Here is a 20,835-nt window from a genome sequence, read left to right as displayed (position 1 = left end):
ACGCCAACCGCCGACCATGATCAGAACAGACAGAACGGATGCCCGTGCGGGTCGAGCAGCACCCGCACGTGCTCCTGAGGCTGATGCTCCGCCAGGCTCGCCCCGACTTCAAGGGCCCAAGCGGTCGCCAATCCAAGATCATCCACGCCGATATCGAGATGCATCGTCGCGGTCTGCTCGCCGGGCCGGCTCGGCCAGACCGGACGCCGGTGCTGTTGATCTTCCTCGATGTTGATCGTCGGCCCGGTCTCGCCTTCGGGCGGTCGCAACTGAAACCAGCCACCCTCCGGCCCGTCGTCGTTGCCGATCGGCCAGCCCAGCAGTCGTTCATAGAATTGGGCCAGCTCCCGCGCGCGACCTCGCTCGGACGTGATCGTCACGGCCCCGACCTGCAGTCTCGGACGCTCCATTGTCGACTCCCTTCATGCGCCAGAGCCCAGCCTCGCAGCCCGTACCGGACATCTTGTGTCCTATACCTGCGACAGAATGGACCTATGCGCGCCGATCGGTTGCTCCGCCTCGTGTTCCGGTTGCAGGGCCGGGGCGTGGTGTCGGCGACGACCCTGGCCAGAGAGCTGGAGGTCTCGACCCGGACGATCCGGCGCGACATGGAGGCGCTGTCCGCGGCCGGTGTGCCGGTCTACTCGACCCGCGGCGGCGCCGGCGGCTGGGCCCTGGTGCAGGACTATCGGACCAGCCTGACCGGGCTGTCGACCACCGAGGCGCTGGCCATGATCGTCGGCCACCCACGCGGGATCCTGAGCGATCTCGGGCTGGAGGATCCCGGCGACGACCTGATCCTCAAGCTGCTGGCCGCGGTCGCCCCGGCCGCCCGGGAGCACGCCGAGCACGCCCGGCAGCGGATCCACGTCGACCCGGATCGATATTGGGAGCCGGTCGCGCACGACCCGTCACCGGTGCTCCGCGCACTGCTGGCGGCGTGCTGGGACGACCGGATCGTCGAGCTGCGGTACGGCAGCGGACGGACCACCGCCCGGGTCGCGCCGTACGGCCTGGTCCGCAAGGGCACCCGCTGGTATCTGATCGGCCGGGCCGAGGACAAGATCAGGATGTATCGGGTCTCCCGGATCCACGACCTGACCACCACCGAGACGGAGTTCAGCCGACCGGACGACTTCGATCTGGCGGCCAACTGGCGGGACTCCCAGGACGCCTACGTCACCCGGTTCGGCTCCTTTCCGATCCGGCTCCGGATCCGAGGCGAAGCGCTGGACCGGGCCGGCTGGGCGTACGCCCGGAGCAAGAAACTCGGCCCACCCGACGCCGACGGCTGGGTCGACGCGGACTTCGACACCGAGGACTGGGACGGGGCGGTCGGCCTGGTCGGATCGCTCGGCGCCGACGTCGTGGTGCTCGCCCCGGACCGGCTGCGGCAGCACGCGATCGCCACCGCGGCCCGCCTGCTCGAGCTCAACCGGCCCTGATCACCGGCGACGCCACGGTCCGCGATCCGCCCGCCCCGGCGCCGGATTCGTTAGCCTGCAAGGGACGCCACTCTGGACGACAGCGAGGTTGAGCATGGGTGACACCCTGAAGATCGGTGCGCACGAGTCGGTCACGATCAAGCGCAGCGATGCGGAGTGCCTGGAGCTCGAGGCCCGCTACGAGCCGCACGGGACGGCGCCACCCCAGCACTTCCATCCGCAGCACGATGAGCGGTTCGAGGTGGTCCAGGGCCATCTCAGTGTTGATCTTGGTCGGGACAGCGAACGGTTCGGCCCCGGGGACACGTTCGAGGTGCCGCGCGGCACCGTGCACCGGATGTGGAACGGCGGCGACGAGCCGGTGCTGGTGCGCTGGTGGAGCACGCCGGCGATGCAGGCCGAGTCGTGGTTCCGGGGACTGGCCGCCCTGCAACAGGCCACGGCCGATGCGGGCAAGTCGGGTCCTGATCTGCTCGCCTTCGCCACCCACGCCGCCGGGCATCGCGACTCGTTCCGGCTGGTGCTGAACGGCTCGCCGCTGCTGGGTTCGGCGTTCGTCGGTTGTCTGGGCGGGATCGGCCGGTTGCTCGGCCGGACGGTGCCCTCCTGACGACTGTCAGTGCCGGCGGCTAGCGTCGCTCGGATGAAGTACGGATTCCTCGCCAGCACGGGCAGCGCCCGGCAGATGGTGGAGCTCGCGGTCGAGGCGGAGCAGGCCGGTTGGGACGGCTTCTTCTCCTGGGACGGGATCGCGATCGGTGCCATGGAGATGTACGACCCGTGGACGATCCTGGCCGCGGCCGCCGTCCGCACCGAGCGGGTCACCCTCGGCGCGATGGTCTTCCCGCTGTCCCGGCGCCGACCGTGGAAGGTGGCCCGCGAGGCGCTGACCATCGATCACCTGTCCGGCGGGCGGCTGGTGATTCCGGTCGGCCTCGGGGCGGTCGGTGACGGCGGCTTCTCCAAGGTGAGCCCGGAGGTCACCGATCGGCGCGAGCGGGCCGAGTTGCTGGACGAGACGTTGGCGATCATGGAACAGGCCTGGTCCGGCGAGACGGTCGACTTCCACGGCAAGCACTATCGGGTCGACGGGCTCCGGTTCGAGCCGCGTCCGGTGCAGCGCCCGCGGATCCCGATCTGGGTCGTCGCCGCCTGGCCGCGGCCAAGATCGATGGCCCGCGCCGCCCGCTGGGACGGCATCATGCCGTCGCTGTCGGGTGATCAGGAACGGCAGTTGGGCCCGACCGATCTCGTCGAGATCACCGGCTGGCTACGGGAGCGGAACGCGTCCACCCGGGAGGTGATCATCGAGGGCGTCTCGCCGGGTGACGATCAGACCTGGATCGACGAGCAACTCCGGCCGCTGGCCGACGCCGGTGCCACCTGGTGGATCGAGTCGCGCTGGGAGCAGCCGAACGACCCCGCCACCCTGCTGGCCCGAGTGCGCCAGGGCCCGCCACGGATCTGACCGCTTGTTCCGTTCCCTGAGCCTGGCGCTTGTTCCGTTCCCTGAGCCTGTCGAAGCATGTCCTGAGCTTGTCGAAGGGGGCAGGTCGGATTCACCCCTGGGGACCGTCCGGAATGCCTCGGGCTTGGCCTTCGACCGGCTCGGGGAACGAAACAAGCGCTGGCCGGTTCAGGGACCGGATTGAGCTTGGAGCAGGGTCAGGGCCCCGCTGAGCAGCTCGCTTCGCAACTGGTCGGTCGGCACGTCGGCGAACTGGCTGATCGGGTCGGTCGCGGCGGCGAAGGCCTGCGCGGCCCGGATCCGCTGCCGCCGGGACGGTCGCGGTCCGGCGAGCACGGTGATCGCCTGCTGGCTGAAGGCGACCACCCGCTCCATCGTCGCCGTGGTCTGGTCGCCGTAGATCGACGCGTCCTTCAACAGCAGCGCCATGGTGTCCCGGTGCCGCAGCATCGCGTCCAGGCAGCCTTCGAGCAGGCTCCGTTGCCGGACGGCGAGGCCGGTGAGGCGGCCGGCGGCCGCGATCGCCTGATCCAGTTCGTCGATCGGCGGGTCGATCAGGCTGGCCAGGATCTCGGCCTTGCTGGCGAAGTGGTGATAGAGCGAGGCCTTGGTGATCCCCACGCCCTCCGCGATCTGCCGCATCGACGTCGCGCCGTACGTGTGCGCGCCGAACAACTCTCGCGCGACGACCAGGATCCGATCCCGGGTGCCCGGTTCGGCGGAGCGGCTCACGGCAGGAAACTCTACCGGCCTGTCGATCGGGACCGGACCGAGTCGTCATCAAGGGGAGGAACCCGACTGATGCACCAAGACCCGAAACATCGGAGAGGATGATCGACATGAGGTACACCTTGTTGCTGCACTACCGCGAGCCCGCGGCGGACGAGCTCGAACCCGAGCAGTGGGCCGAGGGCCAGCAGGCCTTCAGCGCCTACGCCGAGACTCTGCACCGGGCCGGCGTGCTGATCGGAGCCGAGGTGCTCGAGTCGTCGACCGACACCACCACCCTGACCATGACCGACGGCAAGCTGCAGGTCCAGGACGGTCCGTTCGCCGACACCAAGGAGCAACTCGGTGGCACCTTCGTGATCGACGTGCCCGACCTGGACGCGGCGATCGAGTGGGCCCGGCAGGCGCCACCGCTCGCCTGGGGCGGCATCCTGGAGATCCGGCCCGGCGCCACCCACACCGTCGATGGGGCCTGGACTCCCAACCAGTGAACGATGCCGGCCCCCGGCCCGGCTCGGCCCGCGCTGACTCGGCGCGGGCCGCGGCCGACCACGCGGCACGCGTCTCGTACGGGCGGCTGCTCGCCCTGCTCGCGGCGCCGAACGGTGATCTTGCCGCGGCCGAGGATGCGCTCGCGGCCGCCTTCGAACAGGCCCTGGCCACGTGGCCCGAGACCGGGGTGCCCGCCAACCCCGAAGGGTGGTTGCTCACCGTGGCCCGCAACCGGCTCCGTGATCTCTGGAAGTCCGCCGCCTACCGGACCGGCGCTCCGCTCGAGGCCGCCGCTGATCATGGACTGATCGATGATCTTGATCCGTCGGTGCTGAGCGAGCGGCGCCTGGAGCTGCTGTTCGTCTGTGCCCATCCGGCGATCGACCCGGCGGTCCGGGCGCCGCTGATGTTGCAGACCGTGCTCGGCTTCGAGGCGGCCCAGGTCGCCGCGGCGTTCGCGGTCCCGGCCGCGACGATGGCGCAGCGGCTGGTCCGGGCCAAGCGTCGGATCAAGGAGACCCGGATCCCGTTCGTGGTGCCGGATCGGCGGGCCCTGGAGGAACGGCTGCCGGCCGTGCTCGAAGCCGTCTACGGCTGTTACGCAATCGCCTGGTCGACGGCCGACGCGCGGGCGGCAAACACTCCCGAGTCCCTGGCGGGGGAGGGCCGATATCTGGCGATCACGCTGGCCGAGCTGCTCGACTCGGAGCCGGAGGCCTGGGGTCTGGCCGCGTTGATCACGTTGTCGCTGGCGCGGCGTTCGACGACCGGCGTGGCGTACGTACCCCTGGAAGATCAGGACCCGGCGACCTGGGACGCCTCCTTGATCACCGAGGGCGAGGCCTATCTGCGGCGGGCGGCGGGTGGTGGGCTGGGCCGGTTTCAGCTCGAGGCGGCGATCCAGTCGGTGCACTGTGCGCGAGCGGTGACCGGCCGGACGGACTGGCCGGCGCTACGCACCCTCTATCTGGCTTTGGTCGCCGTAGCTCCCAGCCTCGGCGCCCGGATCGCCCTGGCCGCGGTGATCGGCCGCGTTGACGGGCCGGTGGCCGGCCTGGAGCGACTCTCGGAACTGATCACCGAGGAGCCGCGCGCCGCGGAGTTCCAGCCCTATCACGCGACGCGGGCCGAGCTGCTCGCCCGAGCCGGCGCCGCCGACGAGGCAGCTGCCGCCTTCGACCGGGCGATCGAGTCGACCGTCGATCCGGCCGTCCGGTCCTATCTGGCTGACCGGCGCCGGCACGTGCTACCGTAAATCTCCCAACCGACCGGTCGGTTGGGAGATCAATCGGAGGCGATGATCATGATCTCGGGTGAATGTGATCCACGGTTCGCGGCGGTGCGGGTGATCTTCGAGCGCAACTTCGCCGACGGGCTCGAGGCGGGCGCGAGCTGCTGTGTCTATGCCGGTGGCCGACCGGTGGTCGACCTCTGGGGTGGGCACGCCGACGCGGACCGGCAGCGGGACTGGCAGCAAGACACGCTGGCCAACATCGCTTCGGTGACCAAGACCCTGGCCGCGACCGCGGTGCTCACCCTGGTCGATCGCGGGCAGCTCGCCCTGGACGAGCCGGTGGCCCGCTACTGGCCCGAGTTCGCGGCGGCAGGCAAGGGCGAGGTCACGTTGCGGACCCTGCTCAGCCACCGTGCCGGGGTGGTCAGCCTGGCCCATCACCCGATCACCTACGACGACGAGGTGGCAGGCGTTCCGATCATGGACGCGATCGCCGCCGCCCGTCCGGAGTGGCTGCCGGACACGGCGCACGGCTACCACGGGCTGACCATCGGGCACGCGCTGAGCGCGATCGTGCTGCGGGTGACCGGTCGGACCGTCGGCCGCTGGTTCGGCGACGAGCTCGCCGGGCCGCTCGGCCTGGACTGCTGGATCGGCCTGCCCGATCCGGAGCTGGCGCGGCTGGCCGAGATGATCACTCCGGCGGATCCGGAATCGGTGCTGCTCGGCGCGGACGTGCCGGAGTTGCGGCCGTTGTACGAGGCGCTCAACGATCCGTCCTCGCTGACCTATCGGGCGATGTACGCGAGCCTGGACTTCGGCTGGGAGAGCGCCAACGACCCGCGGTTCGTCCAGGTGGAGGCGCCGTCGACCGACGGGGTCGCCTCGGCCCACGGCCTGGCCCGGACCTATGCCGCCCTGATCGGCGAGCTCGACGGAGTGCGGCTGGTGCGGCCGGAGCTGCTCGACCAGGTGCGCCGGCCGCACTCGACCGGCCTCGATCAGGTGCTCCGCTTCCGGACCGACTTCGGGCTCGGCTTCATGCTGCCCGGCGGTCCGTTGTTTCCGGCCACGGCGCCGCCCGGCACCTTCGGCCACGGCGGTGCCACCGGCTCGTTCGCCCTGGCCGATCCGGACCGCGGCCTCACCCTCGGTTACGTGCCCAACCGGGGCTCGGAACTCCTCGAAGGCAACGACCTGCGGATCAACAATCTGGTGGCCGCCCTCTACCGGTCGGTCGAGTGAGACCGCGATAACCGCTTGACGGGCGGCCGCCGCTGCTGGTGGAGTGACAAGATCACCGTCGGACCGAAGGAGGCGAGAACGATGACCATTTCATCCCGCCCGCTCGCCTTGAAAGGTCCTGTGTTTTGGCATTCCCACGTTCGTTCCGGTGCGGGCACTGTGGCGTAGAGGTCTCCCTCGACGCGCCCGGCACCACGCACCGCAATCACTGTCCCGGCTGTCTGTGGTCGCGACATCTCGACCGCAACGTCCCCGGCGATCGCCAGGCCGATTGTTCCGGCGGCATGGAGCCGATCGCGGTCACCGTCCGCGGTGAGGGCCGATGGGTCCTCATCCACCGCTGCACCAACTGTGGCCGGCTCCGCCTCAACAAGACCGCCGGCGACGACAACGTCCTGCAGTTGATGCGGCTGGCCGCACTGCCGCTGACGATGCCGTTCGTCCCGTTCGCCGCTGATCCCGGCCATGGCAACGGCGATCCGGCGACCCCCAAGATCAGGAAACCGCGCCACCGCCAGGCGGCCAAGGAACCCTGACCCCCTCCCGATGCCGACTTGTCAGAACTGAGTTGCCCTATAGCGCAACTCAGTTCTGACAACTCGGCTACTTGAACGGGTCGGCGGCGGCCTGGACCTTGGCGTGCCAGTCGGCCCACCAGTCGGCATCCCCGACTTCGCCGTTCTCGGTGCTCGTCCTGCCGTCGATCAGCTCGCGGACGATGTCGGCGTGGCCGGCGTGCTGGCTGGTCTCGGAGATCATCCTGGTCATGATCACGCCCAGGGTGGTGTCCCGGGAGCCTTCGCTCCACCACGACACGGTGCCGGGCGCGTCCAGCTCGAGCGCGGTGATCGTCGCGTCGGCATGATCACAACCGGCTCGGTAGGCGTCCAGCAGATAGCCCGACGACTCCGCTGGCGTCGCCCACATGTCGGCGCCCTGCCAGATCGACTTGTCCGCGATCCACGGCAGCTCCTCGGCGGGCGGCCGGCCGAAGGTGCTGCCGAGATAGCCGAACTCGAGACCGGCGAGGTGCTTCACCAGGCCGAGCAGGTTGGTCCCGGTCGGGGTCATCGGCCGCCGGAGATCGTACTCACCGAGACCGTCGACCCGGTCGAGCAGGCCGGACCGGGCCGCGCGCAGGTAGTCGTGCATCGACTCCTTGAGAGTCGGCTGCGTCGTCATCTCAACGCTCCCTTCGTCAGGTCCCCGATCCTCGCACGCCGGGCCGACGGCTACGATGCGATCATGGATCAGGGCCTGCGACGACCGAATCTGATCATGATCATGAGTGATGATCATGCCGCCCACGCGATCGGCAGCTACGGCAGCCGGATCAATCAGACCCCGCAGCTGGACCGGATCGCCGCCGCGGGGATGCGGTTCGACAACTGCTTCTGCACCAACGCGATCTGCACGCCCAGCCGGGCCGCGATCCTGACCGGCGAATACAACCACGTCAACGGTGTGCGTACCCTGTTCGACACCCTGGACAACACCCGGCCGCAGCTGCAGAAGGAACTGCGGCAGGCCGGCTACCAGACCGCCGTGGTCGGCAAGTGGCATCTCGGGCACGGTCCGGAGAGCGACCCGGCCGGCTTCGACTACTGGCGGGTGCTGCCCGGCCAGGGCGACTACCACGACCCGGAGTTGATCGGCCCGGACGGGACCGAGCGTCATCCCGGCTACGTCACCGACATCATCACCGACCTGTCACTGCGCTGGCTCGACCGCCGGGATCGGGAGCAGCCGTTCCTGATGATGATCAACCACAAGGCGCCGCACCGGCCGTGGCAGCCGGACCAGAAGCACGCCGAGCTCTACGACGACGTCGACATTCCCGAGCCGGACACCTTCGACGATGATCATCAGGGTCGGTCCAAGGCCCTGGCCGGCCTGAAGATGGGCATGGGCGACCTGAACGACATCGATCTCAAGAAGCCGGTGCCGCGCGGGCTGACCGCGGAACAGGAGCGGTCCTGGCGCTACCAGCGCTACATCAAGGACTACCTGCGCTGCGTCGCCTCGATCGACGACAACGTCGGGCGGGTGCTCGACTGGGTCGAGGAGGAGGGACTGACCGACGACACGGTGATCATCTACACCTCGGACCAGGGCTTCTTCCTCGGTGATCACGGCTGGTACGACAAGCGGCTGATGTATGAGGAGTCACTCCGGATGCCGTTGCTGGTCAGCTATCCACCGCTGATCGAGCCGGGCAGCAGCTGCGCCGATCTGGTCACCAACCTCGACTTCGCACCGACCCTGCTCGAGCTGGCCGGGGTCGACCTGCCGGACCGGTTGCAGGGCTTCAGCATGATCGACTCACTTTCCGGCAAGCCGCCGGAGCAGCCGCAGACCTGTGTCTACTACCGCTACTGGGAGCACCTCTCCGACCCGCACCGGGTCCCGGCCCACCTGGGAGTCCGGACCGACCGCTACAAGCTGATCTGCTACCTCGAGCCGGTCCCCGGCAGCACCACCAGGTTCGCCGCCACCGAACTGGAGCTCTACGACCTCGACCTCGACTCGGCAGAGTTGATCAACGTCTACCACACCCCCGAATACGCCGCGATCGCCAAGGACCTCCTCGCCCAACTCCGCCAACGCCAACTCGAAGTCGACGACCGCGACCTGGTCGCCCGCCTCCCCTAATTCCGCCGACCCGTCAGTAATGCACGCGCTTTTGCGGCGTGTCGGTGCACAAGTGACGTGTCGGCAAGTCGGTGGAGGCCGTTGCTGCTCATCGGAGCCTGCGAAATGGCCTGACCGGCTGGGTCGCTCGGGCCCGTGGGCAGCTGGGTCGACGCGGCTGTGTTTGGTCCGTTCCCTGGGCCTGTCGAAGGGCTAGTGACCTGTCAGGTTGATCCGGTCGAATCTGCGGGCGGATCAACCTGACAAGACACTAGGCCCGATCAGCGATTTTCGGGGCTGTTGAGCAGTCCCGACACGTCACTTGTGCACCGACACGCCGCAAAAGCGTGTGCATTACTGACGGGTCGGCTGGGTTTAGGGGGTGGTGGCCAGTTGGGGGACGAGGTTGTCGAGGGCGTAGGGGACGCTGAGGGGCGTGTTGTAGGCCATGGCGGCGCCGGCGAACGGGGTCTCGTAGTAGGGGATCTCGAGGGTTCGCTTGTCCTTGACGACGTTCATCGCCTGGTAGATCTTGTTCGCGGCCAGCCAGGTCCGGGTCTCGGCGTCGGCCAACAGCAACAGTCGGTCCAGGTCGAGCAGGTCGATCCGCTCCGGGGAGATCTCGGCGCCGAATTGATCACCGATCACCTTGTTCAGTTCGGTCGGCTCGGCGAAACCGAGGTCGGCCAGGAAGCGGCCACGCGGATCGGTCTTGGAGAAGGCATAGAAGGTCTTCTGTCCCGGGTCGACCACGGCCGCGGTCTGTCCGGCGAAGCCGGCGTTCTGTTCCCGGACCGTCGCGAACCGCTGGTCGATGTCGGCCAGCATCTTGTCCGCGTCGGGGCCCTTGCCGAGGATCTTCGCCGCGTTCCGGAACATGATCGCGCGGTCCGTCGTGTACGGCGCGCTGTCCGGATCCTCGGCCACGGTCGGCGCGATCGCGCTGAGCCGGTCGTAAACGTCCTGCTCCAGCTCCGCGTACAGGCCGACGATCACGTCCGGAGCGAGCGTGGCGATCTGTTCGTAGTCGAGTTCCTGGCTGCCGATGTAGGTCACCTTGGTGTCGCCCCAGGCCGGCTTGATCCACGGCCAGGTGTGGTCGATGTCCTCGCCGAACCAGGCGCGGACCCCGATCGGCCGGACGCCGAGCGCGAGGAAGAACTCGTGATCGGTGAATCCGACCGTGATGATCTTGGTCGGCGGGGCGGGGATCGTCGTGCTGCCGCGGGCATGCTCGATCGTGACCGGAAAGCCGGCCGTGTCCGGACCGGCCGAGGCATCGGCCTCGGGCTGCCCGGTCCCCTGACAACCGGCGATCAGCGGGGCGGCGGCGGTGGCGGCGAGCAATCCGAGCGCCTGCCGCCGACCGAAGCGTGTGTAGGTTAGGCTCACATAACTGAGCTTAAGCCAGATTCGGCGGCGCCGCGTCCAATCGGTAACTCAGGATCGCCAGCTGGATCCGGTTGTCGACGCCCAGCTTGCCCAGCATGGTCGAGATGTCGGCCTTCACCGTGCCGGCGGACAGATACAGCTCAGCAGCGATCTCGGCGTTCGACCGGCCCGCGGCGACGGCCCGCGCGATCGCCCGCTCCCGCTCGGAGAGGGCATCGAAGGCCGACTGGAGGCCGGTCGGCAGCACCGGTTCGGCCGGCCGCGGCTCCTCCCGGGTGTGCCGCACCAGGGTCCGGACCACGGTCGGACTGAACACCGGATCGCCGGCCGCGGCCGCGTGGATCGCGGCGACGATCTGCTCCGGCGGCGCATCCTTCACCAGATAGCCGGCCGCGCCGGCCCGGATCGCGGCCAGCACGGTCTGATCGGCGTCGAAGGTGGTGAGCATGATCACCGGTGGCGGATCGGCCTGCTCGCCCAGCCGGCGCACCGCCTCGATCCCGTCCACCCCGGGCATCCGGATGTCCATCAACACGACGTCCGGACGATGATCAAGAACCGCGGCCGGGACCTGGTCTCCGTCGCTCAGCTCGGCCACGACCGCGATCCGCGGGTCGCCGGCCAGCAGCATCCGCAGTCCGGTGATCACCAGCGCGTCGTCGTCGACCAGGACGACCCGGACCGGTGGCTCGGTCAGCTGCGCCATGGCAACCGGGCGGTCAGGACGAACCGGCCGTCGGCGACGTCGCGGGACAGCCGGCCGCCGTCCAGCCGGACCCGCTCGGCCAGACCGGTCAGCCCGACTCCGGCGCCGGGGATCTCGGCCTTGGTGGTGCCGATCGGCAGCGGATTGGTGATCACGACGCGTACTCCGGACTCCGTGGAGCCGGACAGCTCGATGTCGACGATCGCTCCCGGCGTGTGCTTGCGGGCATTCGTCAGTCCCTCCTGGATGGTACGGAAGATCGTCCGCTGCACCTGCTCGTCCAGGCCCAGCAGCCGATCCTGGTCCACGGTCTGGTGCAGAGTGATCACCTGACCGGCGGCCCGCGCCTGCCCGATCAGCGTCGGCAACGCCGCCACGGTGACCTGCGGCGGTGCGGTGCCGAGCTGATCGGGCCGCAGTTGATCAAGGCTGACCTGATCATGATCGAGTTGATCATCGGCGTCGGCGCGGAGCACCTGCAGCACCTGCCGCAACTCCTCCAGGGCCTGGTGGGCCGACTCCCTGATCACCGTGACGGACGACCGGATCTCCTCATCGTTCAGCGCCAGGCCCTGCTCGGTGGCGGTCCTGGTCCGATACTCCAGCGCCCCGGCGTGCACGGAGAGCAGCGAGATCCGGTGCGCGAGCACGTCGTGCATCTCCCGCGCGACCTGGTGCCGCTCGGCCTGCCGGACCAACTGCAGCTGCTGCTCGTAGTCCATCCGGTCCCGCTCCGCGGAGTCGAGGAGCCCGGCGATCACCTGGAGCCGGGCCCGGGCGGCCAGGCCGAATCCGATTGCGGTGCCGTACGTCAGCACCATGAACACCACCCAGAGCAGGAACTGATCGGTCAACGGAATCAGGAAATAGAACGGGATCGCGATGGCGAGATGAGCCGCCGTCACCAGCAGGAAGTCGATCGTGCGGCGCCGAACGGTGACCGTGAACACCGCGACGATCGCCGGCAGCCCCGCCGACAGGCAGAGACCGCCGATCGGCACCAGCAGATAGCCGACCACCAACGGGTAGCGGCGGCGCCACCAGAGCGCGACGGCACCGACGGCGCCGCCGGCCAGATCGATCGGTTGCCACCAGTCCGGCAGCCGGTCATAGATGTACGCCATGGCCGTCGGAGTCCAGATGATCTCGATCACCGCAATGACGAAGATCAGGATGTCGATCACCCAGTCCTGGCGCCGCCGCGACACCGCGAACGGGTTCAGCAGCCCCGCGACGCGCCGCAGCCGGCGACCCGGCGTGGCAACGGCTGTGGACATGGCACGAGATTAGCGGCGCGGACCCGCCGCGGGGCCAGCCTGCCGACCTGACTCTGGCCGGTCGGCCAGCCGAACTGGTCGGTCGGCGGCTACCGGCCAGGCCCGCGCGCGGCGAGGCTTGCCCCATGAACGATGTGATCAACGCCTTCGAGCTCGACCTGCTGCGTAAGGACTTCTCCGGCAAGGTTGCCGTGGACGATGTCTCGCTCGCGGTTCCGCGCGGCTCCTTCTTCGGCCTGGTCGGCCCGAACGGCGCCGGCAAGACCACCGCGCTGTCGATGGCGGTCGGGCTGCTCCGGCCCACCTCGGGCACGGCCCGGGTGCTGGGCATCGATGTCTGGACCGAACCGATCCGGGCCAAGGAGGCGCTGGGCGTGCTGCCGGACGGGCTCGCGTTGCCGGAACGGCTGACCGGGGCCGAGCTGCTCGACTACTGGGGTCTGCTCCGCGGCCTGGATCGGGCCGTGATCAAGGCGCGCACGGCGGAGTTGCTGCGGATCCTCGAGTTGGAGGAGGCCGAGGACCTGGGCACGATCGTGATGGAGTATTCGACCGGCATGCGGAAGAAGATCGGCCTGGCGACGGCGCTGCTGCATTCGCCGAAGGTGCTGGTGCTGGACGAGCCGTACGAGGCCGTCGACCCGGTCTCCGGCCGGGTGCTGACCAAGATCCTGCGCCGGTTCGTCGCCGCCGGCGGGACCGTGATCATGTCCAGCCACGTGATGTCGCTGGTCGAGCAGCTGTGCGACCGGGTGGCGATCATCGCCCGCGGCCAGGTCGCCGCCGACGGGACGCTGGACGAGGTCCGGGCCGGCGGCAGTCTCGAAGACCGGTTCGTCGCGCTGGTCGGCGAGCGGGAGCTGGCCGGGGAGGAGCTGTCGTGGTTGGGGTCCTGATCTCGATGAAGTTCGCCATGCTGCGGCACTCCCCGAAGGGGACGCGGCTGGCGGGCTGGATCATCGGCGCCCTACTGGTGGTGGCCACCTGGGCCGGTGGGCTGATGCCGACGAGCGCCGAGGTCCGTTCCGAGGTGCTGATGTTGATCTTGGCCGGCTGGTTCGTCGGCGCCGCGCTCGGCCCGGTGACCATGTCCGGCGTCGGGGTGCTCCGAGCCGAATACTTCACCCTGCTGCCGATCGACCGGAAGAAGCTGGCGCTGGGGTTGCTCGGCGCGGTGTTCCCGGGCGTCGCGTCGGCCTATCTGTTGTTGGCCGGCCTGGCGATCTTGGTCCAGGCCATCGCGCTGAACCCGGTCGCGGCGGTGATCGCCGTCCCGGCGGCAGTGCTGTCCTGGGTGCTGACGATCATCGTCTCCCGGCTGATCTATGCCGCCCTCGGCTCGGCGATGCGGACCTGGCTCGGGGTGGAGATCGCCGCGATCCAGTTCGGTTTCCTGATCGCCGGACTGCTGGCCGGCTGGATGGTCGTCACCCAGGCGATCCGGACCGTGCCGGAGTTGCTCCGGAACGGGCTGCCCGATTCGGTCGCGGTCACCGTACTGTCCTGGTTGCCGAGCTCCTGGTCGCTCCGCGCGGTCGAGGCGGCCGCTGCCGGTGACTGGCCGGTCGCGCTCGCCTGGCTCGGCCTGCTCGCCGTGATCACCGCCGGCCTGCTCGCCCTGGCCGCACTGCTGCTCCGGCCGCATCTGGGCTCCCGCGCGGGCCGGCGGACCCGGCGTCCGATCGGGAGCCGGGTGCTGACCGGCCGGCGGCTGCTGCCCGCGACCGAGCTCGGTGCCGTCGTCGGCAAGGAACTGCGGCAATGGTGGCGCGATCCGTGGCGCAAGCTGGAGTGGCGCAGCGGCATCTACACCGGTCTGTTGATCGGGGTCTTCGCCTCGGTGTCCGGCATGTTCCAGCTGATCGCTCCACTGTCCGGGCTGGTGATCGCGTTCATGATCTGCCTCAGCGGCTGCAACCTGTACGGTCAGGACGGCTCGGCCGCCTGGCTGACCGTGGTCGGCCAGCGCCGGGGGACGGTCGTCGCCGATGTTCGCGGCCGGCAGCTGGCCATGATCATCTTGTTCCTGCCGCCGGCCGCCCTGGTCTCCGCCGTGGTGATCATGATCACCGGCGAACACTGGGCCTGGCCTGCCGTCCTGGCCGGCCTGCCGGCCCTGATCGGTGTCGCGAGCGGAATCGCCATCCTGGTGTCGGCGGTCGGAGTGTCACCCGGCGTCGATCCGCGTCGCCGGGTCGGCCCGAACGACGCCGGCGGCGACATGACCCTGCAGGTCAACCTCTCCCTTTGGATCTGCATGCTGCTGGTCACTCCGACCGCCGGCGCCCTGGCCGTCGGCTTCGCCGCCCTGCAGCCCTGGGGACCCTGGGCCGCGGTCCTAATCGGCCTCCTGAACGGCGCCCTCGGCTACTGGTTGTTGGGCAAGATCACCATCAGCTACCTGACCGACCGGCTGCCGTCGCTGTTCACCCGGATCCGGTACGGACACAACGACGCCGGCCAGTCCACCGGCCTGCTCGGCGCCCTGGAAACGTCGGCCCAGAAGGCCGAGGAGGAGGCCCGCGCCGCCAAGGAGAAGGAGAAGGCGACCCGGGCGAAAAAGCGAGCCGCCGACCGCGAACCCACCAACGTCTGAACACCCCGACTTGTCAGACTCTCACCACGCCCTGGCGTGGTGAGAGTCTGACAAGTCGGGGTGTTAGGGGGTTTGGAGGGCGGTGACGGCGGTGTGGCGGGACTTGGGGCTGTCCAGGGCGGAGCCTTTGGCGTCGCCGAGTTGCTCGGTGATGAAGCGCTCGGTTGCGGCGATGGTCGACCGCAGGTCCTCGTTCTCCGGTACGAAGAGCCGGCGGGCGATCGACTCGGTGGTCGGGTCGAATTCCCACAGGCCGACGACCCGGCCGCGGTCGATGATCAACTGGCAGGGCGGGTCCTTCAGGTCGGCCAGTCGCTTCTCGGGCTCCAGCGGTGAGGGGCGTTCGGCGTCCTCGGGGTCGAGCAGGCGGCCGAGGTCGCGGTGCAGCAGGTGGAGGCCGTCGATCCAGCCGACCAGGGCGTACTCGGGATCGGCCGGGGCCGCGAAGGCCTCGAACTCGTCGACCAGTACGGACGGAAGCAGCCAGCCGGCACCGAGGTCGGTCAGGCCGGCGGCGGCGACGGCACGCTTGGCGACCGCCGCGGACAGGCCGGTGAACCAGCGGAAGTGCGCGATGGTGGCGGGCGCGGCCCAGGTGAAGTAGCGGAGGGCGAGTGCGAGGGCGAGTTCGCCCGGGTCGGTCTCCGCGCCGGCCAGAGGTGAGGGATCCCAGCGTCGATAGCCGTACCGTTGTTGATCAAGGCGGCCGTCGATCGGGACCCGGCGCAGCTCCCCGGCGGACTGCAGCAACCCGAGCGCGAGCGGCAGCGTGCTGGTGACCCCGCGCTTCTTGCCGGCCTCGCCGAGGCTGCGGATGGAGTCGCCCAGCCGCTCGCGCAGGGCCTGCGGTGTGAGCGGCTCGGCCGCCTCGGTCACGGCGTCGAGCACGGCCGAGCCGAGCCGGTCGACCTCCTGCTGGGTCACGTCCAGATGCTTGATCGCCGCCGCGAGTTCCCCCTGCGGAGCGCCGGCGCCGGCGGCCAGGCCGATCGCGAAGTCGGCCGCGGGGAGCAGATAGGTGCAGCCGCGGGCCGACGGCAGCTCGCAGATGTCCACCGCGGCGGCGGCCTGATCGGCGGTGGCACGGTCGATCCCGGCCCGCGCGAACAGGGTCAGGTACGGGTTAGCGCTGCCGACGGTCCGGGCCCAACCGGTCCGGCCGAGCACCGCCGCCGGATCCTGGCCCGCGAGCCGTCCCGGCAGGCCTTGGCGATGGGCCCACCAGGCCCGTGATCTCGTCAACTCCACCTGCGCTAAGATACATCCACTCTGGATATATCCAAAGTGGACATACTCGAGGGAGGTAGCCCGTGACCCCGGCCCAGTTCGCTCTGCTACTGGCTCTTTCGCAGGGTGAGCGGCACGGGTGGGGGTTGATCAAGGACGTCGAGGAGCTCACCGGCGGCCGGATCATGCTCGGCCCCGGCACTCTCTATCGGACCCTGCAACGGCTCCGGGTCGACGGGCTGATCGAGGAGATCGGGGTCGACCCGGCGGCGGTCCGGGCCGACCGCCGGGCCGAGCGGCAACGGCGTTATCGGATCACCAAGGCCGGGCTCGCCGCGGCCCGGGACGAGGCCGGCTTCCTGGCCGGTCTGCTGGATCAGCCGCCGGCGCGGCGGCTACTGAACGATGAGGATTCCTGATCATGATCGACGACGAGTTCCGCGGGATCACCCCGCAGCTGACCGTGACCGACACCGATGCCGCGGTCCGGTTCTACGCCGCGGCCTTCGGGGCCGACGAGCTGATCCGCAACACCGGGCCGGGTGGCCGGGTCTTCCACTGCGAGTTGTTGATCATGGGCGGCCGGATGCTGCTACATGACGACTTCGACGACGAGTCGCCGCGCGCGCTCGGTGGCAGTCCGGTGGCGCTGCATCTCTATGTCGACGATGTCGACGAGGCGTTCCGGACAGCGGTTGAGGCCGGCGCGACGCCGACCGCGCCGCCCGAGGACGCGTTCTGGGGTGATCGTTACGCCCAGCTGACCGACCCGTTCGGCCACCGCTGGTCGCTCGCCTCCCGGCGGCAGGAGTTGAGCGTCGCCGAGCAGCAGGAGGTGGCCGACGAGTGGTCCGCCGAGACTCTCGAGCCGACTGACCGGGGCTGAGGTCGCCGCGGCGGGCCGGGTGGTGATCATGATCGCCGTACAGTCCATGATCATTCCCGCTCGTCGCGCGTCTGCACTCCGACCGATCGACGCGATCGGCTCCCGCGAGTGACCGTCGAGTTTCGGACAATAAGGACCAATCGCTAATCCATATTCTGGCTGTCCGAAGCTCTTGTCGCGGTGGTGGTTCTGTGCTTACGATCACGGCAACCCAACGGATTCGATCTCGGAGCAGCCGATGATGACTTGCCCCCGTTCACGAACCCGCCGCCTGGCTCGCTGCGGCTCAACCCTTCTCCTGTTCGTCGTCCTGCTGGTCGCCGGGTCCACCCTCCCGGCCCACGCGGATGTCGGGCTGACCCGCCATACGTGGTCGGCCAACCTCGGCCGGATCGCCAACGTCGGGCCCTGGGTCCGCAACGTCAACTACACGATGACGCCCAGCACGGCGACCAGCGGCAGCATCGCGGCGAGCTTCACCCAGTACGACCCCACGGTCGCCGGCGTGAAGACCGTGATCGGCTATGCCGGCCCGTGCAACGGGGTCGCCAGTTGCCCGATCTACACCGCGACCTCGTCGGCCTCGGGCACCTGGAACGGCACGTATGCCTTCACCGGGACCGACAACACCGGGCGGCTGGTGATCAACTTCTCCAACGGCGCGACCGAGACCTGGGATCTGACCCAGGCCCGCGGTGGCACCCTCGGTCAGATGATCATGGTCTCGGCCGCCTACTCTGGCAGCGATCCCAACGGTGGCATCGGCTTCGGCTCCAAGCAGCCGCACAGCTACTACAAGACGATGGGGCAGGTCGACTCGATCACCGACCTGTACGAAGGCAGCTACGACGTGATCGTCGAGGGCTCGACCTCGCAGTACGACGTCCCGTGGAACATGAACGTCGGCGGGATGAACGGCAGCACCACGTATCCGAAGGGCCTCTATCTGCTGCAGAGCCCCAACACCACCTACCCACTGTGCGGGGCCTACCAGCACATCAAGGGAACGATCTACACGATGTACGTCACCAACGGCGGCCGGCTGATGTCGCAGAACAACTGGCGGCGCTGCCTGGTCCAGGCCGAGACCGGCTACTACACCCGGGACCTGCACGTCGGGATGCTCAACCAGGTGATCGACGACAGCAAGAACCTGGTCGGCGTCGTCGGCGTCGAGTCGTCCGCCTCAGGCGGCTGGACGATCGCCCGGGTGCACGCGATCAAGCCCTGACCACAGCACCTTGAGATAATGTCCCCATGAGTGACGGGAAAATCCGGAAACCCGGCGGCGCGATGGCCGCGGTGATCAGCGAGTCACCCGAGGGTCTTCGCTATCTGCTCCTGCACAACGCGGACTACCTGCCGGGGCAACCGGACGGCGACTGGTCGTGGGGCCCGCCGTCCGGTTGCCGGGAACCCTTCGACGCCGACATCGCCGCCTGTGCAGCCCGGGAGCTGTTCGAGGAGACCGGCATCAGCGGCGAACCGGTGCCGGTGATCACCGAGGACATCGACTGGGCGATCTTCTACCTCCGGGTCCCGTGGGGCACCGCCGTCCGCCTGGATCCGGCCGAGCACAACGACTATGCCTGGTGCACCGTCGAGGAGGCGACCCGGCGATGTCGCCCGGAGCGCCTCGCCGAAAGCTTCCGCCACGCCGTCGCCGCAACCCGCCAATCCCCGACCTGTCAGAACGAGAGCACGCTATAGCGTCCCCTAGTTCTGACAGGTCGGGGTTGTGGGGTTAGCGGCGGAGCCGGCGGTAGGCCCGGGCCGACAGTGGCAGGAAGATCGCGGTGATCACCAGCGGCCAGGCCAGGGCCATGATCAGCGCGTAGTCCACCAACGGTCCGCCGGTGATCCCGGTCGGGTTGCCGAACAGCTGCCGGGTCGCGGCCGCCGTTGCGGACAAGGGATTCCAGCTGGCGATCGCGGCCAGCCAGGACGGCATCGTCTCGGGCGAGACGAAGATGTTGGACAGGAAGCCGATCGGCCAGACCAGCACCGACACGGCGGTCTGCGCCCCGTCGCCGCGGATGGTCAGGCCGAGGAACACGCCGAACCAGAGCAGCGCGAAACGCAGCCAGAGCAGCAACAGCACCGCGATCAGGGCGGAGCCGAGCGAACCACCGGCCCGCCAGCCCAGCAGCAGGCCACCGATGATCAAGATCACCAGCTCCACCACCGAGGTGAGCATGTCCGCCCCGATCCGGCCGAAGGCGACGGCGGTGCTGCCGATCGGCATCGAACGGAACCGGTCGGTGATGCCCCGCTTGGCGTCGGTGGCCATCGCGGTCATCGTGCCTTCCAGCCCGAACATCATGGCCAGCGTGAACATGCCGGGCAACAGGAACCCCATGTAGTCGCCCTCGCCGCCCGGGATCTGGATCGCTCCGCCGAGCAGCACCCCGAACATGATCAACAACAGCACCATGAAGGCGAGGTTGAAGATCGGGGCCCACGGCTGCCGCACCCAGTGCAGCAGCTCCCGTTTGGTCAGCACCCAGCCGTTGATCAGACTGTGCGTCCGCGGTGCGTTCATCGGGTCACCTCCTGTTCGGTCAGGGCGAGGAAGACCTCGTCCAGGGTCGGCCGGCGCAAGATCACGTCCTCGGCCTCGATGCCGGTGGCGTCCAGGGCCCGGACACAGTCGGCCAGCGTGGCCGAGCCGGACCGGCTGGCTTCGACCGTCACCGTGCGGGTCTCGACATCGGTGATCACCGAGGACCCGGCCAGCCGGCCGAGCGCCTCGGCCACCGTGGTCACCTGGTCGGGCTCGAACAAGGTGATCACCACCCGGTCGCCGCCGAGTTGCCGTTTCAGCGCGTCCGGGGTGCCTTCCGCGACCACCCGGCCGTGGTCCATCACCGAGATCATCGAGGCCAGCTGATCGGCCTCGTCCAGATACTGCGTGGTCAGCAGCACCGTGGTGCCCTGCCCGGCGACCTCGCGGACACTGGCCCACACCTCGTTCCGGGCCCGCGGATCGAGGCCGGTGGTGGGTTCATCCAGAAACAGCACCGCCGGCGTGAGGATCAGCCCGGCGGCGATGTCGAGTCGCCGCCGCATCCCACCCGAATAGGTGGACACCGGCCGGTTGGCGGCCTCGGCCAGGCCGAACTGCTCCAGCAGCGCGACGCCGCGGGCGGTGGCGGACCGCTTGGTCAGGCCGAACAACCGGCCGAACATGATCAGGTTCTCCGCGCCGGTGATCACCTCGTCCACCGCCGAGTTCTGGCCGATCAGTCCGATGCTGCGCCGGACCTGACCGGGCTGGCGGGCCACGTCGTAGCCGGCGACCACGGCCTGGCCGCCGTCGAGATCGATCAGGGTGCTGAGCCCCTTCACGGCCGTGCTCTTGCCGGCGCCGTTCGGCCCGAGCAGTCCGTGGATGGTGCCCGCCTGGACGCTGAGGTCGAAGCCGTCCAGGGCGTCGGTCGACCCGTACCGCTTGCGCAGTGAACGGGCCTCAAGTGAGTGGATCGTATCCACCGTCCTCCTTATTCC

The 20,835-nt window shown here is 69.2% G+C and carries 23 protein-coding genes; 14 read left to right on the top strand and 9 right to left on the bottom strand.

The features are described from left to right. Positions 1-20: 20 nt before the first annotated feature. A complete protein-coding gene (locus FNH24_RS11210; RefSeq protein WP_152362250.1) occupies positions 21-410 on the bottom strand; it encodes a VOC family protein in 390 nt (129 codons plus the stop codon). Positions 411-494: 84 nt separating this feature from the next. Between FNH24_RS11210 and FNH24_RS11205 the strand changes: the two genes are divergently transcribed. The 3 genes from FNH24_RS11205 (at position 495) to FNH24_RS11195 (ending at position 2,913) form a co-directional block, all read left to right on the top strand. Then, entirely contained in the window at positions 495-1,445 is a 951-nt protein-coding gene (locus FNH24_RS11205) for a helix-turn-helix transcriptional regulator (RefSeq protein ID WP_152362249.1), read from the top strand. A gap of 94 nt (positions 1,446-1,539) precedes the next feature. Then, a complete protein-coding gene (locus FNH24_RS11200) occupies positions 1,540-2,055 on the top strand; it encodes a cupin domain-containing protein (protein ID WP_152362248.1) in 516 nt (171 codons plus the stop codon). A gap of 33 nt (positions 2,056-2,088) precedes the next feature. Further along, complete coding sequence (locus FNH24_RS11195; protein ID WP_152362247.1) at positions 2,089-2,913, top strand: LLM class flavin-dependent oxidoreductase; 825 nt, start codon at positions 2,089-2,091, stop codon at positions 2,911-2,913. A gap of 168 nt (positions 2,914-3,081) precedes the next feature. Here FNH24_RS11195 and FNH24_RS11190 read toward each other — a convergent pair whose 3' ends face one another. Continuing rightward, on the bottom strand, positions 3,082-3,645 hold the full coding sequence (locus tag FNH24_RS11190) for a TetR/AcrR family transcriptional regulator (protein ID WP_161606089.1): 564 nt from the start codon (positions 3,643-3,645) through the stop codon (positions 3,082-3,084). A gap of 107 nt (positions 3,646-3,752) precedes the next feature. Here FNH24_RS11190 and FNH24_RS11185 point away from each other — a divergent pair, with 107 nt between their 5' ends. The 4 genes from FNH24_RS11185 to FNH24_RS11170 all read left to right on the top strand — a co-directional run bounded on the left by FNH24_RS11185 (position 3,753) and on the right by FNH24_RS11170 (position 7,149). Further along, positions 3,753-4,133: a YciI family protein gene (locus tag FNH24_RS11185; protein WP_152362245.1), complete on the top strand. Its 381-nt coding sequence runs from the start codon at positions 3,753-3,755 to the stop codon at positions 4,131-4,133. Continuing rightward, on the top strand, positions 4,130-5,389 hold the full coding sequence (locus tag FNH24_RS11180) for an RNA polymerase sigma factor (protein ID WP_152362244.1): 1,260 nt from the start codon (positions 4,130-4,132) through the stop codon (positions 5,387-5,389). Before FNH24_RS11185 ends, FNH24_RS11180 begins: the two co-directional genes overlap by 4 nt. Positions 5,390-5,437: 48 nt before the next feature. Further along, positions 5,438-6,613, top strand: a complete 1,176-nt coding sequence (locus FNH24_RS11175; RefSeq protein ID WP_217428156.1) for a serine hydrolase domain-containing protein — start codon at positions 5,438-5,440, stop codon at positions 6,611-6,613. Between the two features lie 125 nt (positions 6,614-6,738). Then, the gene (locus FNH24_RS11170; protein ID WP_217428155.1) at positions 6,739-7,149 is read left to right on the top strand and encodes an RNHCP domain-containing protein; all 411 of its coding nucleotides are present in this window, start codon (positions 6,739-6,741) and stop codon (positions 7,147-7,149) included. A gap of 67 nt (positions 7,150-7,216) precedes the next feature. Here FNH24_RS11170 and FNH24_RS11165 read toward each other — a convergent pair whose 3' ends face one another. After that, positions 7,217-7,795 carry a DinB family protein gene (locus FNH24_RS11165; RefSeq protein WP_175047875.1) on the bottom strand — a complete coding sequence of 193 codons (579 nt, stop codon included), beginning with the start codon at positions 7,793-7,795 and terminating at the stop codon, positions 7,217-7,219. A 63-nt stretch (positions 7,796-7,858) separates the two neighbouring features. Between FNH24_RS11165 and FNH24_RS11160 the strand changes: the two genes are divergently transcribed. Beyond that, a complete protein-coding gene (locus tag FNH24_RS11160) occupies positions 7,859-9,265 on the top strand; it encodes a sulfatase family protein (RefSeq protein WP_152362241.1) in 1,407 nt (468 codons plus the stop codon). A 354-nt stretch (positions 9,266-9,619) separates the two neighbouring features. Here FNH24_RS11160 and FNH24_RS11155 read toward each other — a convergent pair whose 3' ends face one another. Genes FNH24_RS11155 through FNH24_RS11145 form a run of 3 tightly spaced genes read right to left on the bottom strand, consistent with a single transcriptional unit; the run spans position 9,620 to position 12,619 of the window. After that, positions 9,620-10,636 carry an iron-siderophore ABC transporter substrate-binding protein gene (locus FNH24_RS11155; protein ID WP_161606088.1) on the bottom strand — a complete coding sequence of 339 codons (1,017 nt, stop codon included), beginning with the start codon at positions 10,634-10,636 and terminating at the stop codon, positions 9,620-9,622. Between the two features lie 10 nt (positions 10,637-10,646). Continuing rightward, positions 10,647-11,342 carry a response regulator gene (locus FNH24_RS11150; protein WP_152362239.1) on the bottom strand — a complete coding sequence of 232 codons (696 nt, stop codon included), beginning with the start codon at positions 11,340-11,342 and terminating at the stop codon, positions 10,647-10,649. Continuing rightward, complete coding sequence (locus FNH24_RS11145) at positions 11,330-12,619, bottom strand: sensor histidine kinase (protein WP_152362238.1); 1,290 nt, start codon at positions 12,617-12,619, stop codon at positions 11,330-11,332. The genes FNH24_RS11150 and FNH24_RS11145 overlap by 13 nt, the downstream gene beginning before the upstream one ends. A 125-nt stretch (positions 12,620-12,744) precedes the next feature. On the opposite strand from FNH24_RS11145, the gene FNH24_RS11140 reads away from it, so the two are divergent. Continuing rightward, complete coding sequence (locus FNH24_RS11140) at positions 12,745-13,515, top strand: ABC transporter ATP-binding protein (protein WP_152362237.1); 771 nt, start codon at positions 12,745-12,747, stop codon at positions 13,513-13,515. Further along, the gene (locus FNH24_RS11135) at positions 13,500-15,215 is read left to right on the top strand and encodes a hypothetical protein (protein ID WP_152362236.1); all 1,716 of its coding nucleotides are present in this window, start codon (positions 13,500-13,502) and stop codon (positions 15,213-15,215) included. Before FNH24_RS11140 ends, FNH24_RS11135 begins: the two co-directional genes overlap by 16 nt. A 63-nt stretch (positions 15,216-15,278) precedes the next feature. Here FNH24_RS11135 and FNH24_RS11130 read toward each other — a convergent pair whose 3' ends face one another. Beyond that, positions 15,279-16,463: a DNA glycosylase AlkZ-like family protein gene (locus FNH24_RS11130; RefSeq protein ID WP_170304492.1), complete on the bottom strand. Its 1,185-nt coding sequence runs from the start codon at positions 16,461-16,463 to the stop codon at positions 15,279-15,281. Between the two features lie 62 nt (positions 16,464-16,525). Between FNH24_RS11130 and FNH24_RS11125 the strand changes: the two genes are divergently transcribed. From FNH24_RS11125 to FNH24_RS11110, 4 genes are all read left to right on the top strand, one after another. Beyond that, on the top strand, positions 16,526-16,861 hold the full coding sequence (locus FNH24_RS11125) for a PadR family transcriptional regulator (RefSeq protein WP_152362235.1): 336 nt from the start codon (positions 16,526-16,528) through the stop codon (positions 16,859-16,861). Positions 16,862-16,863: 2 nt separating this feature from the next. Then, positions 16,864-17,328, top strand: a complete 465-nt coding sequence (locus FNH24_RS11120; RefSeq protein WP_152362234.1) for a VOC family protein — start codon at positions 16,864-16,866, stop codon at positions 17,326-17,328. Between the two features lie 238 nt (positions 17,329-17,566). Continuing rightward, positions 17,567-18,559, top strand: coding sequence for a hypothetical protein (locus FNH24_RS11115; RefSeq protein WP_152362233.1), 993 nt, complete (start codon positions 17,567-17,569; stop codon positions 18,557-18,559). 26 nt (positions 18,560-18,585) lie between these two features. Further along, positions 18,586-19,038 carry an NUDIX domain-containing protein gene (locus FNH24_RS11110; RefSeq protein WP_152362232.1) on the top strand — a complete coding sequence of 151 codons (453 nt, stop codon included), beginning with the start codon at positions 18,586-18,588 and terminating at the stop codon, positions 19,036-19,038. A gap of 34 nt (positions 19,039-19,072) precedes the next feature. Here FNH24_RS11110 and FNH24_RS11105 read toward each other — a convergent pair whose 3' ends face one another. Together FNH24_RS11105 and FNH24_RS11100 are read right to left on the bottom strand one after the other, a co-directional pair. Then, positions 19,073-19,870, bottom strand: coding sequence for an ABC transporter permease (locus FNH24_RS11105; RefSeq protein ID WP_152362231.1), 798 nt, complete (start codon positions 19,868-19,870; stop codon positions 19,073-19,075). Continuing rightward, positions 19,867-20,820 (bottom strand): ATP-binding cassette domain-containing protein, encoded by a 954-nt coding sequence (locus FNH24_RS11100; RefSeq protein ID WP_343031758.1) that lies wholly within the window; start codon positions 20,818-20,820, stop codon positions 19,867-19,869. Before FNH24_RS11100 ends, FNH24_RS11105 begins: the two co-directional genes overlap by 4 nt. Positions 20,821-20,835: the final 15 nt, after the last annotated feature.

It is taken from the genome of Microlunatus speluncae, assembly GCF_009299835.1.
Taxonomy (GTDB): Bacteria; Actinomycetota; Actinomycetes; order Propionibacteriales; family Propionibacteriaceae; genus Microlunatus; species Microlunatus speluncae.
The sequence above is the reverse complement of the archived record's forward strand: the minus strand, read 5'-3'. Positions and strand labels throughout refer to the sequence as shown.

Bases quoted from the DNA above. Each gene is read 5' to 3' on its own strand.
- FNH24_RS11210 (WP_152362250.1), bottom strand. From the start codon at position 410: ATGGAGCGTCCGAGACTGCAGGTCGGGGCCGTGACGATCACGTCCGAG.
- FNH24_RS11150 (WP_152362239.1), bottom strand. From the start codon at position 11,342: ATGGCGCAGCTGACCGAGCCACCGGTCCGGGTCGTCCTGGTCGACGAC.
- FNH24_RS11120 (WP_152362234.1), top strand. From the start codon at position 16,864: ATGATCGACGACGAGTTCCGCGGGATCACCCCGCAGCTGACCGTGACC.
- FNH24_RS11175 (WP_217428156.1), top strand. From the start codon at position 5,438: ATGATCTCGGGTGAATGTGATCCACGGTTCGCGGCGGTGCGGGTGATC.
- FNH24_RS11145 (WP_152362238.1), bottom strand. From the start codon at position 12,619: ATGTCCACAGCCGTTGCCACGCCGGGTCGCCGGCTGCGGCGCGTCGCG.
- FNH24_RS11200 (WP_152362248.1), top strand. From the start codon at position 1,540: ATGGGTGACACCCTGAAGATCGGTGCGCACGAGTCGGTCACGATCAAG.
- FNH24_RS11110 (WP_152362232.1), top strand. From the start codon at position 18,586: ATGAGTGACGGGAAAATCCGGAAACCCGGCGGCGCGATGGCCGCGGTG.
- FNH24_RS11140 (WP_152362237.1), top strand. From the start codon at position 12,745: ATGAACGATGTGATCAACGCCTTCGAGCTCGACCTGCTGCGTAAGGAC.
- FNH24_RS11160 (WP_152362241.1), top strand. From the start codon at position 7,859: ATGGATCAGGGCCTGCGACGACCGAATCTGATCATGATCATGAGTGAT.
- FNH24_RS11115 (WP_152362233.1), top strand. From the start codon at position 17,567: ATGATGACTTGCCCCCGTTCACGAACCCGCCGCCTGGCTCGCTGCGGC.
- FNH24_RS11185 (WP_152362245.1), top strand. From the start codon at position 3,753: ATGAGGTACACCTTGTTGCTGCACTACCGCGAGCCCGCGGCGGACGAG.
- FNH24_RS11205 (WP_152362249.1), top strand. From the start codon at position 495: ATGCGCGCCGATCGGTTGCTCCGCCTCGTGTTCCGGTTGCAGGGCCGG.
- FNH24_RS11165 (WP_175047875.1), bottom strand. From the start codon at position 7,795: ATGACGACGCAGCCGACTCTCAAGGAGTCGATGCACGACTACCTGCGC.
- FNH24_RS11195 (WP_152362247.1), top strand. From the start codon at position 2,089: ATGAAGTACGGATTCCTCGCCAGCACGGGCAGCGCCCGGCAGATGGTG.
- FNH24_RS11105 (WP_152362231.1), bottom strand. From the start codon at position 19,870: ATGAACGCACCGCGGACGCACAGTCTGATCAACGGCTGGGTGCTGACC.